This is a genomic window from Micromonospora sp. MH33, assembly GCF_003013775.1.
In the GTDB taxonomy this organism is placed as follows: Bacteria; Actinomycetota; Actinomycetes; order Mycobacteriales; family Micromonosporaceae; genus Micromonospora; species Micromonospora fulviviridis.
The window spans coordinates 1-15,776 of record NZ_MUYZ01000150.1; the positions used below are offsets into that span (position 1 = coordinate 1).

Consider the following 15,776-nt stretch of genomic DNA (forward strand, 5'->3'; position numbering starts at 1 on the left):
CGGCGTGCCCGGCCGGCACGCCGGCCAGCAGGCCCACCGCCCAGCCGACGGAGAGCCCGAGCCCGGCCTGGCCGGGTGACAGGCCCACCACCTGCGTGAAGTAGAGCGCGGAGGTGACCAGGAACGCGCCGTCCCCGACCGAGTTGGCCAGTTGGGCAAGCGCGAGCGTCCGCGCCGGGCCGGGCGCGGGGAGCAGGCGACCGGACATGCCTCAGCGCTCGATCGGCGGGCGGGTACGCGCCCGCTTCAACTCGAAGAACCCGTCGGTGCCGGAGACCAGCAGCACCCCGTCCCAGAGCCGGCCGGCGTCCTCGCCGCGCGGGACGGGGGCCAGCACCGGCCCGAAGAACGCGTGCACCCGCCCGTCGGAGCCGGTGACGTGGATGGTCGGCGTGCCGAGATCCTCGCCGACCGGCGCCAGCCCGGCGTGGTGGCTGGCCAGCAGCGCCTCGTCGTGGTCCGTGGTGTCGGCGGCGTCGGCCAGTTCGACGGGCAGGCCTACCTCGCTCAGCGCCGCCGCGTACAGCTCGCGGCCGATCGGGACACGCTCGTGGTGGATCCGCTCGCCCAACGCCGTGTAGAGGTCGCGCAGCACGTCCGGGCCGTACTTCTGTTCGGCGGCCACGCACACCCGGACCGGGCCGAGGCCCGGCTTCAGCCATTCCCGGTACCACTCCTCCAGGCCCTCGCGCCCCTCGTTGAGCAGGGACAGGCTCATCACGTGGAAGCGGATCGGCACGTCGCGGACCCGCTCCACCTCCAGCAGCCAACGCGAGGCGTTCCAGGCCCACGGGCAGCGCGGGTCGAACCACATGTCGGCGGTCGTCATGGTCGTCCAGGTCCTCTCGTCCGGCGGTGTCGATCCGACGCTAGAGCGGCGATCGGCCCACCGGCAGTGCCGATCCGCGTGCATTCTGCTGGGCCAATCCACCGCCGTGTTTGACCACCGGCGCGGCGGGAAGACACGCGCGCCGCGCGGGCCGGCCGGCCCGACGTCGCCGGACGGCGTCCACCCGTCCGGGCCGCGGCGGACCGCGAGGAGGAACGATGGCCCAGGCGGCCACCAGACCGAGCAGCGCCCGGAAAGCCACCGGGGCCCGCAAGGCGCCGATGCCGAACAAGGCGGCGGCGAAGAAGGTCGCGACCGCCACCAGGCGGGCGACCGCGGCGACCGCCGCCAAGACCCCCGGCGGGAAGCCGACCCCGACCACCGCGCGGACGGCGCGGAAGAAGGCCACCTCGGCCACCACCGCCACGCCCACCCGGAAGCCCACCGCCAAGGCGGTCGCCGCGAAGAAGGCCACCACGGCGGCGAAGAAGGCCCCCGCCACCAAGGCCGCGGCCAAGAAGGCGCCCGCCAAGAAGGCCGTGGCGAAGAAGGCGCCCGCCAAGAAGGCCGTGGCCAAGAAGGCGCCCGGTACCAGGAGGACGGTGAAGACGGCCCCGGCCACGCGGACCACGGCGAAGAAGGCCCCGGCCGCCAAGGGCACGGCCCGCGCGGCCACCGCCAAGAAGGCCGCGGCCGGCGCCAAGGCCCGCCGGGTCGCCGAGACGCGTACGCCGGCGCGGAAGGCGACCACCATGGAGTCGTTCGGCAACCGGCGGACGGCCCGCACGAGCGCCCGGTGAGCCGTCGGCGAGAATGACCGGGTGGCGAAACGCGGTGCCCGCCGGAGCGCGGCCGACCCCACCAGCGGGCCCTGTCCCTGCGGCTCCGGCCTGCCGTACGCGGACTGCTGCGGACCGATCCACCGGGGCGTCTCCGCGGCGGCCACCGCCGAGGCGCTGATGCGCTCCCGCTACAGCGCCTTCGCAGTGGGCGACGCCGATTACCTGCTGCGCAGCTGGCACCCCGGCACCCGGCCGCCCCGGCTGGCGCTGGAGCCGGGCACCCGGTGGACCCGGCTGGAGGTGCTGGAGACGGACCGGGGCGGGTTGTTCGACGCCGAGGGCACCGTCCGGTTCCGGGCGCACTACCGGGAGGCCGGCCGGCCCGGCACGGTGGCCGAGCACAGCCGGTTCGTCCGGGAGGACGGCCGCTGGGTCTACCTGGACGCCCTACCCGGGTGACCGCCGGCCGGCGGTGATCCGCCCACCGGCCGGCGGACGCCTGTCAGGGGCCGGCGACCGGGGCGCGCGTCGGCAGGCCGAGCCGCTCGACCGCCATCCTGACCAGTTCCTCCGGCGGCGCCGCCACCTCCAGCACCACGCCGGCCTCGTCCGGCCCCAGGTGCTCCAGGATCGCCCGTTGCGAGTCGAACAGGCTGGCCGGCATGTAGTGGCCGACCCGCCGGTCCAACCGGTCCCGGATCAGCTCGGCGGCCCCGTCGAGGTGCAGGAACTCCACGTCCGCCGGCCCCTGCCGCAGCACGTCCCGGTACGCGCGTTTGAGCGCCGAGCAGGTCAGCACGGTGGACACCCCCTCGGCGTGCCGGTCCGCCATCCAGCCGGCCAGGGCGCGCAACCAGGGCCAGCGGTCCGCGTCGGTGAGCGGGATGCCGGCCCGCATCTGGGCCACGTGTGCCTCGGTGTGGAACTCGTCGGCCTCGGCGAACCGCAGTCCGGTCAGCTCGCTGATCCCCCGGGCCACCGTCGTCTTGCCCGCGCCGGACACGCCCATCACCACGACGTGCCGGGTGGGCGGGCGCTCACCAGTCATGGACCGTGCCGTCCTTGAGCCGGTTGAACGGCAGGTACGCCGGCTGGTACGGGAACCGGGCGGCCGCCTCCTCGTCGAGTTCCACGCCGAGGCCGGGCTGCTCGCCCGGGTGCAGGTACCCGTCGGTGAAGCGGAACGACTGCCGGAACACCTCGTTGGTGAGCGGGCCGTGCTGCATGTACTCCTGGATGCCGAAGTTGTGGATGGCCAGGTCCAGGTGGAGGGCGGCGGCCATGCCGACCGGCGAGATGTCGGTCGGGCCGTGGATGCCGGACTTGATCTGGTACTGGGCCGCGTAGTCGAGGAGCTTGCGCATCGCGGTGATGCCCCCGGTGTGGGTGACGGCGGACCGGACGTAGTCGATCAGCTGTTCCCGGATCAGCGTCTGGTAGTCCCACACCGTGTTGAAGACCTCGCCGATGGCCAGCGGGGTGGTGGTGTGCTGGCGGACCAGCCGCAGCGCCTCCTGGTTCTCCGCCGGGGTGCAGTCCTCCAGCCAGAACAGGTCGTACGGTTCGAGCGCCTTGCCGAGCTTCGCGGCCTGGATCGGGGTCATCCGGTGGTGGCCGTCGTGCAGCAGCGGCAGTTCGGGGCCGAACTCGTTGCGGACCGCCTCGAACACGGCGGGCAGGTGGCGCAGGTAGGCGCGGGTGTCCCAGTCCTCCTCGGCGGGCAGCGGGATGCGCTGGGCGGGCTCGTAGTCGTACCGCTTGCCGTCGATGCTGGGCTGGGCGGCGACGCCGTACACGGCGTTGATGCCGGGCACCGCGGTCTGCACCCGGATCGACCGGTAGCCCAGCTCCAGGTGCGCGCGGATGGAGTCGAACAGCTCGGGCAGGTCCCGGCCGGAGGCGTGCCCGTACGCCATGATCCCGGTCCGGGACGCGCCGCCGAGCAGCTGGTAGAGCGGCATCCCGGCGGCCTTGGCCTTGATGTCCCAGAGCGCGACGTCGACGGCGGCGATGGCGGCCATGGTGACCGGCCCGCGCCGCCAGTAGGCCGACCGGTACAGGAACTGCCAGGTGTCCTCGATGCGGTGCGGGTCACGCCCGATCAGCAGGGGAACGACGTGGTCGGCCAGGTAGGACGCGACGGCCAGCTCGCGGCCGTTGAGGGTGCCGTCGCCCAGCCCGGTGAGGCCCTCGTCGGTGGTGATCTTGAGGGTGACGAAGTTGCGGTCGGGGCTGGAGACGATCACGTCCGCTGCGACGATCTTCACGCGGATTGCCTTTCTCGGGGTGGGTCAGCGAAGGGTGTCGCCGGGTTGCCGGGAGTCCAGGAGGGACAACTCGTCCCGGCGCGGCAGGGTCTCCCAGTCGCCGTGTCCGGCGACGGCGAAGGCGCCGAGGGTGACCGCGCGGCGCAGCCGCCCGGCCAGGTCGAGCCCGTCCAGGTGGCCGGAGAGGTAGCCGGCGGTGAAGGCGTCCCCCGCGCCGACGGTGTCGACCGCCGTCACGGGCAGCGCCGCCGCGTGCCGGCGGCCGTCCCGGGTGTACGCCCGGGCGCCGTCGCCGCCGAGCTTCACCAGCACGGTCGACACGCCCCGGGCCAGCAGCCCGGCCGCCAGCGTGTCCTCGTCCGCCCCGGGCGCGCCGACCAGGTCCAGCTCGTCGGCCGAGGCGACCACGACCGAGGCGTGCCCGGCGAGCGGGGTGAGCACGGCCCGCGCGGCGTCCCGGGACCACAGCTTCGCCCGGTGGTTGACGTCGAGGCAGACCAGCGTCCCGGCCCGGGCGGCCGTCTCGGCGGCCCAGGCGGCGGCCTCCCGGGCGCGGTCGGAGAGCGCCGGGGTGATCCCGGTCAGGTGCAGCACCCGGGCGCCGGCCGCCAGGGCGGGCCGCAGGTCGTCGACGCCGAGCGCCGACCCGGCCGAGCCGGCCCGCTGGTAGAGCACCCGGGTCAGGTCGGCGGTGCGCCGTTCCAGGAACATCAGCCCGGCGGGGCGCTCGCCGTCGCGGACCACGTGCGTCACGTCGACGCCCTCGGCGCGCAACTGGCGCAGCAGGAATCCGCCCAGCTCGTCGTCGCTGACCCGGCCGGCGAAGGCCGCTCGGTGGCCGAGCCGGGCCAGCCCGACGGCCACGTTGGACTCCGCCCCGGCCAGGTGCGGGGTGAGCGCGCCACCGGCCGTGAGCGGCCCGGTCGAGCGCAGCGAGACCAGCGCCTCGCCGAAGGTGAGCAGGTCGACGCCGCTCATGCGGCGGCCGGGTGGTGGGAGGGGGCGCACCGGGCGTGCGGGGCGGCGCTCATGCGACGGCGGCCAGGTAGGCGCGGGCCCGGGCGCGGAGGGCGTCGAGGTCGCCGCCGGAGGCGGCGTCGCCGACCAGCGGACCGCCGACGCCGACGGCGATCGCCCCGGCGGCGAGGTAGCCGGGCAGCTCGGCCAGCCCCACCCCGCCGACCGCGACGAACGGGATGTCCGGGAACGGGTCGCGCAGCGCCTTGAGGTAGGCCGGGCCGCCCAGCGCGGCTGGGAAGAGCTTCACGGCGGCGGCTCCCGCCCGGACCGCCGCGTACGCCTCGGTCGGGGTCAGCGCGCCGGCGGCCACCGGCAGTCCGCGGCGGGCCGCCTCGCCGATGGAGTCGACGACGGCCGGGGTGACGACGAACTGCGCGCCGGCCGCGGCCACGTCGGCGACGGCGGCCGGGGTGAGCACGGTGCCCGCGCCGACCAGCGAGCCGGGCGGGGCGGCGGCCCGGATCGCGGCGATGGCGTCCAGCGCGCCGGGCGTGGTCAGGGCCACCTCGACGACGCGGACACCCTCGGCGAGGAGGGCGGTGCCGGTGGCGATGGCGGCGGCCGGGTCGGTGCCGCGGATGACCGCCAGCAGGCGGGTGGCGGCGAGTTCGGCGGTGAGGTCGAGGGTCATGGTCACCATTCCGCGTAGGAGCCGTCCCGGTGCCGCCACATCGGGCTGCGCCAGGCGTGGCCGCGCTTGTCGGCGGCGCGCACCGCCGCCTCGTCGATCTCGATGCCCAGGCCGGGTGCGGTGAGCCGCTCGACGTACCCGTCCACGAAGGTCAGTGGCGTCTTGTCGAGGCAGTAGTCGAGCACCTCGGCGCCGAGGTTGTAGTGGATGCCGATGCTCTGCTCCTGGATCAGGTAGTTCGGCGTGGCGAAGCCGACCTGGAGGCAGGCCGCGAGGGCGATCGGGCCGAGCGGGCAGTGCGGGGCGAGCTGGACGTCGTACACCTCGGCCAGCGCGGCGATCTTGCGGACCTCGGTGATGCCGCCGGCGTGCGAGAGGTCCGGCTGGGCGACCGCGATGCCGGCCTGGAGGACGGGCAGGAACTCCTGCCGGCTGTAGAGCCGCTCCCCCGTGGACACCGGTGTGGTGGTGGAGCGGACGAACTCGCCGATCAGGTGCGAGTTCTCCGGCACCACCGGCTCCTCCAGGAAGAACGGCCGGTAGGGCTCCAGCAGCGGGGCGACCCGGCGGGCGCTGGCCAGGCTGAACCGGCCGTGGAAGTCGACCGCGACGTCCCGGTGGTCACCGAGCACCTCGCGGGCGGCGGCCACCCGCTGTACCACGCCGTCGAGTTCGGCCACCGAGGCCACCGCGCTCATCCGGCCGGAGGCGTTCATCTTGACCGCGGTGAGGCCGGTCTCGACGGCGGCGCTGATCTGGTCGCGGACCTCGCCGGGCTCGTCGCCGCCGACCCAGCCGTACACCCGGATCCGGTCCCGGACCGGGCCGCCGAGCAGCTGGTGGACGGGAGCGCCCCAGTGCTTGCCGGCGATGTCCCAGAGCGCCTGGTCGAGGCCGGCCACCGCGCTGGCCAGGATCGGCCCGCCCCGGTAGAACGACCCCTTGGTCAGCACCTGCCAGTGGTCCTCGATGCGCAGCGCGTCCCGGCCGACCAGCAGTTCGGCGAGCTGGTCGACGGCGGCGCGGACGGTCTCGGAGCGCCCCTCGCAGGTGGCCTCGCCCCAGCCGACGATGCCGGATTCGGTCTCCACCCGCACGAAGAGCCAGCGGGGCGCGACCAGGAAGGTCTCGATGCGCGCGATGGTGGTCACGGTGCTCAGCCCTTCGTCGCGCCGGCGGTCAGGCCGGAGACCACGTACTTCTGCACGAACAGGGCGATCACCATGATCGGCAGGGTGACCACGGTGGCCGCGGCCATCAGGCCGCCCCAGTCGATGCTGGCGTAGCCGACGAAGTCGAAGATCGCCACGGGCAGGGTCTTGGTGTCCGCCCCGGACAGGACCAGGGCGAACATGAAGTTGTTCCAGGAGAAGATGAAGGACAGGATGCCGGCGGTGGCGATGCCCGGCACGGACAGCGGCAGGGTGATCCTGCGGAACGCGCCGATGTGGGTGAGCCCGTCGACCAGCGCCGCCTCCTCCAGTTCCTCGGGCAGGCCGTCGAAGAAGCCCATCATGATGTAGACGATCAACGGCAGCGAGACGAACATGTGGCTGAGGATCAGCACGGTGAAGCCGCCGACCAGCTGCAGGTTCGAGAAGACGTAGTACCAGGGCACCAGCAGCGAGACGCCGGGGATGACCCGGGCCATCAGCACCACGAGGGCCGACTTCTTCATGTTGAACCGGCTCATCGAGTACGCGGCCGGCACGCCGAGCAGCAGGGACAGCACGGTGGCGGCGAACGCCACCCACAGGCTGTTGCCGATGAACTGGACGTAGTGCGACTGCTTGAGCACGGTCGCGTAGTTGTCCAGGGTGGGCGAGAAGACCAGCGCCTTGCCGGTGTCGTAGATGTCGACGTTGGTCTTGAACGACGCGGCGATCATCCAGAGCAGCGGCGTGACCAGCGACAGCACCACCACGACGAGGGCCACCACCCGGAACACCCGGTACGCGGGACTGGCCTTCATCGCTTGGCCTCCTTGCGCCGGGCGGTCAGGGCCCACATCGACCCGATGATGATCAGGAAGAAGAGGATGAGGACGGTGGACGAGACGCCGTACTCGTTGTAGTCGAAGCTCAGCCCGTAGGCGTACACGTTGAGGGTCTCCACCTCGTGGAAGGAGCCGCCGCCGCGGCCCTTGGTGGCGTAGAGGATGTCGAAGGTCTTCAGCGCGTCGATGCCGCGCAGCAGGATCGCGACGATCACCGTGGGCATCAGCAGCGGCAGGGTGACGTGCCGGAACCGCTGCCAGGTGCTGGCGCCGTCGATCCGCGCCGCCTCCTGGGGTTCCTCGGACAGCGAGCTCAGCCCGGCGAGCAGGATCAGCACCACCATCGGCGTCCACTGCCACACGTCGATGAAGATCGTGGTGGGCAGGGCGGAGTGCTGGCCGGCGAGCCAGGGCTGCGGGCCGATCCCGACCCAGCCGAGCACCTGGTTGGCCAGGCCGATGTTCGGGTCGAAGATGAGCCGCCACATCATGCCGACCGCGACCGGGGTGGCGACCAGTGGCATGAGGATGGCGACCCGGACCCACTTCTGGCCCTTGAACGGCCGCCACAGCAGCAGTGCGATGGCCATGCCGAGGACCACCTCGAACAGCAGCGCGACGAGGGTGAAGCCGGCGGTACGGCCGACGGCCGGCCAGAACCGGTCGGTGTCCGACAGCACGTCGAGGTAGTTCTGGAAGCCCACGAACTCGCTCTCGGCGCGGACGGACCCCTCGGCGTCGGTGAGGCTGAGCCAGGCGGTCCAGCCCAGCGGGATCACGATCAAGGCGGCGACGAAGGCCATCGCGGGCGCGGCGAAGAGCCACTTGCGGTGGTCGTTGGCCCAGCGCGCCCAGCCGGGCGTGTCGGGCATGACGCCGGCGCCGCCGGGTGCGCGGCGGGGGGTGGTGACGGTTGCCATGGGATCTCCGGGGTGGGCGGACCGACAGGGGTACGCGGGTGGCGGGGCGAGCCGCCCCACCACCCGCGCGCGTGTTACTTGGCCTCGTCGTCCAGGAACTTCTGGAAGGCCTCGTTGGCGGTGTCGGCCGCGGCCGCCGGGTCCTTGCCGGTGATCGCGTCGACGATCGGCTGGCCGACGAGCTCCCGGGCCTGGCCAACCTTCACCACCACGGGGCGGTCATGGGCGACGCCGTCCTTGGTGCTCGCGGTGATGGCCTCGACCAGGTCCTTCGGGTAGCTCGCGGTGCCCTCCGGGTTGGCCCAGACCGAGGTACGCGCGCTCGGCACGCCGGCCTTCTGCTGAGCGAGGGTCTGCTCCTTGCCGGTGGCCCACTCGACGAACTTCCAGGCGTTGCTCTTGTTCTTGGAGGCGTCGTTGATGCCCAGCGCCCACGACGGGATGTTGTACGGCTTGGAGCCGGCCGGGCCGGCCGGGAACGGCGCGAAGCCGACGGTGTCGGACACCTTGGACTTGGCCGGGTCGGTGGCGTTCTTGTAGAGCGAGTTGGCCTCGGTGTAGAAGGCGGCCTTGCCCTGGGTAAAGATGGCCATCGCCTCGGGCCAGCTCATGTCGGTGCTGACGTTGGCCGGGCCGGAGTCCTTGATCAGCCCGCCGTAGAAGGCGTACGCCTGCTTGGCGGCGTCGCTGTTGACGGTCGCCTTGCCGCTGCCGTCGACGAAGTCACCGCCGAAGCTGTACAGGAAGCTGGAGAACTGGGTGACCGCCGGCGACTTGCCGGTCCGGGCGACGAAGCCCGCGGTGCCCGGGACGCTGGCCTTGATCTTCGCGGCGGCCGTCTTCAGCTCGTCGAGGGTCTTCGGCGCGGCGCTCAGTCCGGCCTTGGCCAGCAGGTCCTTGCGGTAGTACAGGACCTCCTGCTCGGTGATGATCGGGACGCCCACCGACTTGCCCTCGTACGTGGTGGCCTCGACCGGGCCGGACTGGAAGTCGGAGTAGTCCCAGTCCTTGCTGGACTTCACCTGGTCGGAGATGTCGGCCAGGTACTTGTTCTTCGCGAAGAGCTTCCCCTCCTGGAGGGGCCGGTACATCATCACGTCGAGGTCGGACGAGCCGGCGTTGAGCTTGACGTTGTACTGGTCGGAGAGCTGGTCCTCGCCGAGCTGGGTGATCTCGACCTTGAGCCCGGTCTGCTTCTCGAACTCGGGCAGGGCCGCCTTGATGTTCTCGGTCCAGACGTGGTTCGCCAGGGTCACGCGCACCGTCTTGGACGCGCCGCTGTCGTCGCCACCGCCGCCGCAGGCGGCCAGGCCCATGGCTGCGACCACGGCCAGAGACGTACCGAATATCGATCGACGTCGCACGTCATCTCTCCATTTCTCGTGGTCGCCGCCCCGGGGGAAGAGCGCCACAACGCTGTAACGTCCGCTTAACCACGGGATGCTAGGCCGAAAAAGCGGATTTATTCAAGGGGTGATTGCCAACTGATATGCTCCGACCCGTGGATCACTCCTCCTCCGGGGGCGAGACCGGGCTGCACGCCCGCGTACTCGACGAACTCGGCACGGCCGTCTGTGGCGGCGAACTGACCGCCGGCGCCGTGCTCAACATCGACGAGCTGGTCGACCGGCACGCGGTCTCCCGGTCGGTGATCCGCGAGGTCCTCCGGGTGCTCGCGTCGATGGGCCTCATCGAGACGCGCCGCCGGGTCGGCGTCCTGATCCGACCCGCCGAGGCGTGGAACGTCTTCGATCCGCAGGTGATCCGCTGGCGGCTCGCCTCCGCCGGCCGGATGGCGCAGCTCCGCTCGATCACCGAGCTGCGGACCGCGGTCGAGCCGCACGCCGCCTGGCTGGCCGCCGGACGGATCTCCCCCGACGACGCCAGCGACCTGGTCGGGGTCGCGGCGAAGATGTGGGCCGCCGGACAGGCCGGGGACGAGGACCGGTTCCTGCGCCTGGACATCGAGTTCCACCGGCGGGTCCTGGCCGCGTCCGGCAACGAGATGTTCGGCAAGCTCCGGGAACTGGTCGCCGAGGTGCTCACCGGCCGCCACCACTACCACCTCATGCCGCACCACCCGGACCAGCAGGCGTTGCAGCTGCACGCCGACGTGGCCTCGGCGATCCAGCGCCGCGACGGCGAAGCGGCCCGCCGCGCCATGGTGCAGATCATGGAGCAGGCGTTCGACGAGATGAAGTCCATGTGGGAACAGACGACCGAACCGGATCCGGTGAGCTGACCGCGCGTCACGCCGGGCGGTCGGCGACGCCCGCTCAGCCGAACGCGACCCCCGCCAGCCAGCGGTCCAGCAGCGCCGCGTCGCCGAGGACCTCGACCACGGCGGTGTCGACCGGGCGCCGCCGGTAGATCATCAGCAGCAGCTCGGTCACCGGGCCGCGGACCGCCACGGCGGCCCTCTCGTGCGCCCGCCGCCAGGCGAGGGTGTCCCCGGTGAGGTCCACCAGCCACTCCGCGCCCAGCTCGGCCGGCACGTCGGTGGCGTGGAAGTGCAGGGTGCGGCCGGGGCCGAGCAGGTCGCGCCGGTGCGGATAGAAGTCCAGCATCTGCGGCAGGGACCCCAGCTCCATCCACTCGTCCAGCGCGTCGACCGCCACCGCCGGGTCGACGGCGAAGTCCACGCCCAGGGCGAGGGCGGCGTCCGCGCGGTGCAGCAGCGTCTCGTTGGCGAACCGGCGCGCCCAGAACACCCCGGCGGCCGGCACCGGCATCGGCGTCCAGGTCGCCACGTCGGGGCCGGCCTCGCCGAGCGCGTCGGCCAGCGCGGCGGCGCTCTCCACCAGCCAGGGGCCGACCACCGCCGGCTCCTCCCGGGCGTACGGGGACAGGTCGCGGAAGTGGGTGTCCGACGGCGGCCGCTCGGCCCGGGTACGGACCACCTCGGCCGCCCAGCGCTGGCCGCCGCCGAGGTGCCGGGCCAGCTGGCCCACGTTCCACCCGGGGCAGGAGGCGACGGGCATGGTCAGGTCGGCGCCGTCGAGGTGGGTGCGGAGCAGATCGCTCTGGGCGACGATCTCGGCGCGGTGGCGGTCGAAGCTCAGGGCGGCCATCAACCCAACCTAACGGCCGGTCGACCGCCCCGGCGGGACCCGCCGGGCGTTTCGTCCCACCCACGGCCCCGGCCGGGTCAGGGCGTGCGGGGCAGCGGCTGGGCCAGCGCCCCGATCTCGCGCGGCAGCTGCGCCAGGGCCTGCTCGAACTCGGCGTGCCCCGCCACCCGGTGCAGGGTCTGCAGCACGGCGCGGGCACCCCGCTCGGCCACGTCCGGCGCCGTGCCGGCACGATCGGCCACCCGGCGCAGGAACTCGTCGTACCCGAACGCCTCCGGCTCCTCCGGGCGGGCCCGGGCCAGCAGCGGGCGCAGCTCGTGGGCCACGTGGTCGGCCAGGTCCGCCGCCTCGCCGCCGCTGATCCGCTCGGCGAGGGTGCGCAGGGTGGCCTCGGTCAGGGATCGCGCGGTCTCCGCCGGGACGCCCGCCCGTGCGGCCACCTTCGCCACGAACTCCAAGTCCGCCATCGCTCGGTCCTTCCGTCCCGGAGACCGCGTGGCTACCCGCAGGCGACCACCACAAACGACCGCCGTTCGGGCGAAAGCCTGGAAACCGGCGTCGCGCCGCGCGGCGACGGCCAGGATCGGGACGTGGCTGCCAGGATGCCGACGCTCGTGCCGCCGATGCTCGCCGGCGCCGGGGCGCTGCCCACCGGACCCGGCTGGGGGTACGAGTTCAAGTGGGACGGCGTGCGCGCGGTGGCGTACGTCGACGGCGGGCTGCGGCTGCTCAGCCGCAACGACCGGGACGTCACCCGGGCGTACCCGGAGCTGGGCGAGCTGGCCGACCTGCTGGCCGGACGGCGGGCGGTGCTCGACGGCGAGATCGTGGCGCTCGACGCCGACGGCCGGCCCAGCTTCTCCGCGCTCCAGCGGCGGATGCACGTCCGGGCGCCGGCCGCCGCGCTAGTCGCCTCGACTCCCGTCCGGTACTACCTGTTCGACCTGCTGCACCTCGACGGGCGGGACACCACGGTTCTGCCGTACACGGAACGCCGCGCGGCGCTGGAGGAGCTGGGGCTCAGCGGCGGGAGTGTCGAGACGCCGCCCTACTGGACCGGCGAGGCCGGTCGGGACCTGGCCACCGCGGCGGCCGAACTCGGCCTGGAGGGCGTGGTCGCCAAGCGGCTCGGATCGGCGTACGAGCCGGGCCGCCGGGGCTCGGCGTGGGTCAAGGTGCCGCTGAACGAGACCGTCGAGGTGATCGTGGGCGGCTGGAAGCCGGGCGCCGGCCGCCGGGCCGGCGGCATCGGGTCCCTGCTGCTCGGCATGTACGACGAACACGACCGGCTGCAGTACATCGGGCACGTCGGCACCGGCTTCACCCAGACCGTGCTGCGCGACCTGGCGGCCCGCCTGGAGCCGCTGGCCCGGCCGGACCCGCCCTTCGCCGACCCGGTCCCGCGCGACCAGGCCCGCCACGCCGTCTGGGTCGACCCGGTGCTGGTCGGCGACGTGACCTTCCGGTCCTGGACCCCCGACCGCCGCCTGCGCCACCCCTCCTGGAAGGGGCTGCGCAGCGACCGGGACCCGGCGGAGATCCGGCTGCGGCGGTGACCCGGGCCGCGAGCCGACGCGTCCGTCAGGCCAGGGCGCGCGCCGCGCTGACGATCGCGTGGGCGCCGATGCCCGCCCGGTCCATCTGCTGGGTCGGGGTCCCGGAGCCGGGCAGCCCGCGGACCGCCAGGTGGCTCACCCGCACCGGCTCGGCCAGGTCGGCCAGCGACTCCAGCACGGCCGAGCCCAACCCGCCCTGCGGGTAGTGGTCCTCGACCACCACCAACCGGCCGCCGGTGTCCCGCACGGCGTCGAGCAGCCGCTGCCGGTCGACCGGCTTGACCGAGTAGAGGTCGACGACCCGCGCGTCGATCCCCTCGCGGGCCAGCTCGTCGGCGGCCGTGAGGCAGTTGTGCACGGTCACCCCGGCGCCGATGAGCGCGACGTCGCTCCCGTCGCGGAGCAGCTTGCTGCCGCCGATCGGGAAGTCGTCCCCGTTGTCGTAGAGCACCGGGTACTTGCCGCGGGTGGTGCGCAGGTAGCTGACGCCCTCGCAGTCGACCATGGCGGCGACCAGGGCCGCGCAGGAGACGGCGTCGCTCGGGTAGAGGACGGTCGACCCGTGCACGGCGCGCAGGGCGGCGAGGTCCTCCAGCCCCATCTGCGAGGGGCCGTCCGGGCCGATCTCCACGCCGGCGTGCGAGCCGGCGAGGGCGATGTCGGCCCGGGAGATGCCGGCCATCCGGATGAAGTCGTAGGCCCGGGAGAGGAACGCGGCGAAGGTGGCCGCGAAGGGCCGGTAGCCGCGGACCCGGAGTCCCACCGCGGCGGCGATCAGTTGCTGCTCGGCGATGAACATCTCGAAGAACCGGTCCGGGTACGCCTCGCCGAACTTGTCCGCCCGGGTCGAGTCGCTGACCTCGCCGTCGAGGGCCACCACGTCGGGCCGGGCGCCCAGCGCGCGCAGCGCGTCCCCGTACGCGTTGCGGGTGGCCACCTTCGCCCCCTTCTCGTACCGGGGCAGCTCCGGCGCCTTCCCGGCGGGGGTCGGTGCCGGCGGCGCGGCGGCGGGCCGCGGGCCGGCGACCCGGATCTGCCGCACGCCACCGAGGGCCTGGACGGCGCGCTCGGCCTGGTCCGGCTCGAGCGCCTTGCCGTGCCAGTCCGGCCGGTTCTCGATCTCCGGCACGCCCTTCCCCTTGACCGTCCGGGCGAGCACCACGGTCGGGCCGCTCGCCTGCCGGGCCTGCCCGAACGCCTCGTCGATCGCCGCCAGGTCGTGCCCGTCGACGACCAGCGGGTGGCAGCCGAACGCCTCGACCCGCCGGCGGTAGGTGTCCAGGTCCCACTCCAGCTCGGTCGGTCCCCGCTGGCCGAACCGGTTCACGTCCACGATCGCGGTGAGGTTGCGCAGCCCGTAGTGCCCGGCCTTGTCCAGCGCCTCCCAGATCGAGCCCTCGGCCGTCTCGCTGTCGCCGCAGAGCACCCAGACATGGAACGGCAGCTTGTCCAGGTACTGCCCGGCCAGGGCGATGCCGACGCCGACCGGCAGCCCCTGGCCGAGCGAGCCGGTGGCGGTGTCGACCCAGGGCAGGGCCGGGGTGGGGTGGCCCTGGAGGCGGGAGTTCGCCTGGCGGTAGGTCTCCAGCAGTTCCTGCTCGCTGATCGCGCCGGTGGCCCGGAAGACCGCGTACAGCAGCGGCGAGGCGTGCCCCTTGGAGAAGATCAGGTGGTCGTTGGCCCGGTTGCCCGGGTAGGACCAGTCGTAGCGCAGGTGGCGGGAGATGAGCACCGCGAGCAGGTCCGCGGCGGACAGGCTCGACGTGGGGTGACCGGAGCCGGCCCGGGTGCTGCACCGGATCGAGTCGACCCGGAGCTGGGCGGCGAGATCCGCCAACCCGGTCAGCTCCTCCTCGCGCAGGGTGCGCTCTGCTTCCATCGTCACGCCGCGTCGCCTCCGTCCCGACCAGCACACCGCCGGCCGCCCCGGGCCCGCCCCGGGGGACGACCGGCGCCGGTCGCTTCCGCCCATACCGTAGTCAGGAAAGCCCCGCATTGTCGGGCAATGACCTATTCGCTAAGCCCGGTCTGGCGGGTCGACGGGTGGCCAGCCGGCCCGCCAGCAGCAGATACGGCAGCACGGCCACCGCGAAGGCGACCGCGTTGCCGGCCGCGCCCGCCACGACGCCGTATCCCGCGTAGACCGCGATGATCGTCAGGTCGGTGGCCATTCCCGCCACCGAGGTGACGGTCGCCCGGTCCGGACCGTTGATCCGGGCCTGCAGCCGGACGTCGGCCAGCACGGTGGCGAGCTGGAACGCCGCGAACGCGACGCCGACCAGGACGAACCCGGCCGGGTGCCGGAGCAGGGCGCCCGCGGCCAGGGCCAGCGCCGCGCCGGCCAGCAGGACGGCGAAGCCGTGGTCGGTCAACCGCTCCCCCACCGGGGCCAGCAGCCCGCCCACCGTCGTGCCGGCCCAGACCAGCAGGAGCAGCAACGGCACGCCGGCCGCCGGAACCCCGGTGTCCCGGGCCAGCAGCGGCGTGTACTCGTCGAGGCCGCCCCACACGGCGGCGACCGCCGGCACCAGCAGCAGCGCCGCCCGCACCGACCGGTCGGCGCGGGCCTCGGCCAGCCCGCCGCGCAGGCTGGTCCACCAGCCCGGCTCGTCGGGATCGGGCTGGGTCTCGCCGACCGGGCCGGGCTGGATCGCGCCGCGCTGGATCGCGCTGGTCGCGGCGGGCTGGATCGCCCTGGTCGCGG

General features: G+C 73.6%; 16 protein-coding genes and 2 pseudogenes. 4 read left to right on the top strand and 14 right to left on the bottom strand.

Features of this window, described 5'->3' with window-relative positions; translation table 11 throughout:
• Both B0E53_RS21505 and B0E53_RS21510 read right to left on the bottom strand, forming a co-directional pair.
• Nucleotides 1-208, bottom strand: a pseudogene (locus tag B0E53_RS21505) (MFS transporter); the annotation flags it as partial.
• 3 nt (nt 209-211) lie between these two features.
• The gene (locus B0E53_RS21510; protein WP_107077709.1) at nt 212-829 is read right to left on the bottom strand and encodes a DsbA family protein; all 618 of its coding nucleotides are present in this window, start codon (nt 827-829) and stop codon (nt 212-214) included.
• Nucleotides 830-1,047: 218 nt separating this feature from the next.
• Between B0E53_RS21510 and B0E53_RS37070 the strand changes: the two genes are divergently transcribed.
• Both B0E53_RS37070 and B0E53_RS21520 read left to right on the top strand, forming a co-directional pair.
• The gene (locus tag B0E53_RS37070) at nt 1,048-1,629 is read left to right on the top strand and encodes a histone H1 (protein ID WP_146167726.1); all 582 of its coding nucleotides are present in this window, start codon (nt 1,048-1,050) and stop codon (nt 1,627-1,629) included.
• 21 nt (nt 1,630-1,650) lie between these two features.
• Entirely contained in the window at nt 1,651-2,070 is a 420-nt protein-coding gene (locus B0E53_RS21520; protein ID WP_107077711.1) for a YchJ family protein, read from the top strand.
• A gap of 43 nt (nt 2,071-2,113) precedes the next feature.
• On the opposite strand, the gene B0E53_RS21525 is transcribed toward B0E53_RS21520, so the two are convergent.
• The 8 genes from B0E53_RS21525 to B0E53_RS21560 all read right to left on the bottom strand — a co-directional run bounded on the left by B0E53_RS21525 (nt 2,114) and on the right by B0E53_RS21560 (nt 9,773).
• Entirely contained in the window at nt 2,114-2,659 is a 546-nt protein-coding gene (locus B0E53_RS21525) for a gluconokinase (protein WP_107077712.1), read from the bottom strand.
• Nucleotides 2,649-3,878: a D-mannonate dehydratase ManD gene (gene manD / locus B0E53_RS21530; protein WP_107077713.1), complete on the bottom strand. Its 1,230-nt coding sequence runs from the start codon at nt 3,876-3,878 to the stop codon at nt 2,649-2,651. The genes B0E53_RS21525 and manD overlap by 11 nt, the downstream gene beginning before the upstream one ends.
• A gap of 24 nt (nt 3,879-3,902) precedes the next feature.
• On the bottom strand, nt 3,903-4,856 hold the full coding sequence (locus B0E53_RS21535; protein WP_107077714.1) for a sugar kinase: 954 nt from the start codon (nt 4,854-4,856) through the stop codon (nt 3,903-3,905).
• 49 nt (nt 4,857-4,905) lie between these two features.
• The gene (locus B0E53_RS21540) at nt 4,906-5,529 is read right to left on the bottom strand and encodes a bifunctional 4-hydroxy-2-oxoglutarate aldolase/2-dehydro-3-deoxy-phosphogluconate aldolase (protein ID WP_246835528.1); all 624 of its coding nucleotides are present in this window, start codon (nt 5,527-5,529) and stop codon (nt 4,906-4,908) included.
• Nucleotides 5,530-5,531: 2 nt separating this feature from the next.
• Entirely contained in the window at nt 5,532-6,680 is a 1,149-nt protein-coding gene (gene dgoD, locus B0E53_RS21545) for a galactonate dehydratase (protein ID WP_107077716.1), read from the bottom strand.
• A 5-nt stretch (nt 6,681-6,685) separates the two neighbouring features.
• The gene (locus B0E53_RS21550; RefSeq protein ID WP_107077717.1) at nt 6,686-7,501 is read right to left on the bottom strand and encodes a carbohydrate ABC transporter permease; all 816 of its coding nucleotides are present in this window, start codon (nt 7,499-7,501) and stop codon (nt 6,686-6,688) included.
• Nucleotides 7,498-8,445 carry a sugar ABC transporter permease gene (locus B0E53_RS21555; protein ID WP_229791840.1) on the bottom strand — a complete coding sequence of 316 codons (948 nt, stop codon included), beginning with the start codon at nt 8,443-8,445 and terminating at the stop codon, nt 7,498-7,500. The genes B0E53_RS21550 and B0E53_RS21555 overlap by 4 nt, the downstream gene beginning before the upstream one ends.
• 74 nt (nt 8,446-8,519) lie before the next feature.
• Complete coding sequence (locus B0E53_RS21560; RefSeq protein ID WP_210406167.1) at nt 8,520-9,773, bottom strand: sugar ABC transporter substrate-binding protein; 1,254 nt, start codon at nt 9,771-9,773, stop codon at nt 8,520-8,522.
• Between the two features lie 173 nt (nt 9,774-9,946).
• On the opposite strand from B0E53_RS21560, the gene B0E53_RS21565 reads away from it, so the two are divergent.
• Complete coding sequence (locus tag B0E53_RS21565) at nt 9,947-10,687, top strand: FCD domain-containing protein (protein ID WP_246835529.1); 741 nt, start codon at nt 9,947-9,949, stop codon at nt 10,685-10,687.
• 34 nt (nt 10,688-10,721) lie between these two features.
• On the opposite strand, the gene B0E53_RS21570 is transcribed toward B0E53_RS21565, so the two are convergent.
• Nucleotides 10,722-11,516 (bottom strand): maleylpyruvate isomerase family mycothiol-dependent enzyme, encoded by a 795-nt coding sequence (locus tag B0E53_RS21570; RefSeq protein ID WP_107077720.1) that lies wholly within the window; start codon nt 11,514-11,516, stop codon nt 10,722-10,724.
• A gap of 77 nt (nt 11,517-11,593) precedes the next feature.
• The gene (locus B0E53_RS21575; RefSeq protein ID WP_107077721.1) at nt 11,594-11,983 is read right to left on the bottom strand and encodes a DUF2267 domain-containing protein; all 390 of its coding nucleotides are present in this window, start codon (nt 11,981-11,983) and stop codon (nt 11,594-11,596) included.
• Nucleotides 11,984-12,118: 135 nt separating this feature from the next.
• Between B0E53_RS21575 and ligD the strand changes: the two genes are divergently transcribed.
• On the top strand, nt 12,119-13,072 hold the full coding sequence (ligD, locus tag B0E53_RS21580) for a non-homologous end-joining DNA ligase (RefSeq protein WP_210406169.1): 954 nt from the start codon (nt 12,119-12,121) through the stop codon (nt 13,070-13,072).
• Between the two features lie 25 nt (nt 13,073-13,097).
• Here the strand turns inward: ligD and B0E53_RS21585 are convergent, their stop codons facing one another.
• Together B0E53_RS21585 and B0E53_RS21590 are read right to left on the bottom strand one after the other, a co-directional pair.
• Nucleotides 13,098-14,951, bottom strand: a complete 1,854-nt coding sequence (locus B0E53_RS21585; RefSeq protein WP_107077722.1) for a transketolase — start codon at nt 14,949-14,951, stop codon at nt 13,098-13,100.
• Nucleotides 14,952-15,051: 100 nt separating this feature from the next.
• Nucleotides 15,052-15,776, bottom strand: a pseudogene (locus B0E53_RS21590) (hypothetical protein); the annotation flags it as partial.

Coding starts and splice junctions, on each gene's coding strand:
- B0E53_RS37070 (WP_146167726.1), top strand. CDS start 1,048: ATGGCCCAGGCGGCCACCAGACCGAGCAGCGCCCGGAAAGCCACCGGG.
- B0E53_RS21550 (WP_107077717.1), bottom strand. CDS start 7,501: ATGAAGGCCAGTCCCGCGTACCGGGTGTTCCGGGTGGTGGCCCTCGTC.
- B0E53_RS21570 (WP_107077720.1), bottom strand. CDS start 11,516: ATGGCCGCCCTGAGCTTCGACCGCCACCGCGCCGAGATCGTCGCCCAG.
- B0E53_RS21585 (WP_107077722.1), bottom strand. CDS start 14,951: ATGGAAGCAGAGCGCACCCTGCGCGAGGAGGAGCTGACCGGGTTGGCG.
- B0E53_RS21540 (WP_246835528.1), bottom strand. CDS start 5,529: ATGACCCTCGACCTCACCGCCGAACTCGCCGCCACCCGCCTGCTGGCG.
- B0E53_RS21510 (WP_107077709.1), bottom strand. CDS start 829: ATGACGACCGCCGACATGTGGTTCGACCCGCGCTGCCCGTGGGCCTGG.
- B0E53_RS21535 (WP_107077714.1), bottom strand. CDS start 4,856: ATGAGCGGCGTCGACCTGCTCACCTTCGGCGAGGCGCTGGTCTCGCTG.
- B0E53_RS21575 (WP_107077721.1), bottom strand. CDS start 11,983: ATGGCGGACTTGGAGTTCGTGGCGAAGGTGGCCGCACGGGCGGGCGTC.
- ligD (WP_210406169.1), top strand. CDS start 12,119: ATGCCGACGCTCGTGCCGCCGATGCTCGCCGGCGCCGGGGCGCTGCCC.
- B0E53_RS21525 (WP_107077712.1), bottom strand. CDS start 2,659: ATGACTGGTGAGCGCCCGCCCACCCGGCACGTCGTGGTGATGGGCGTG.
- B0E53_RS21555 (WP_229791840.1), bottom strand. CDS start 8,445: ATGGCAACCGTCACCACCCCCCGCCGCGCACCCGGCGGCGCCGGCGTC.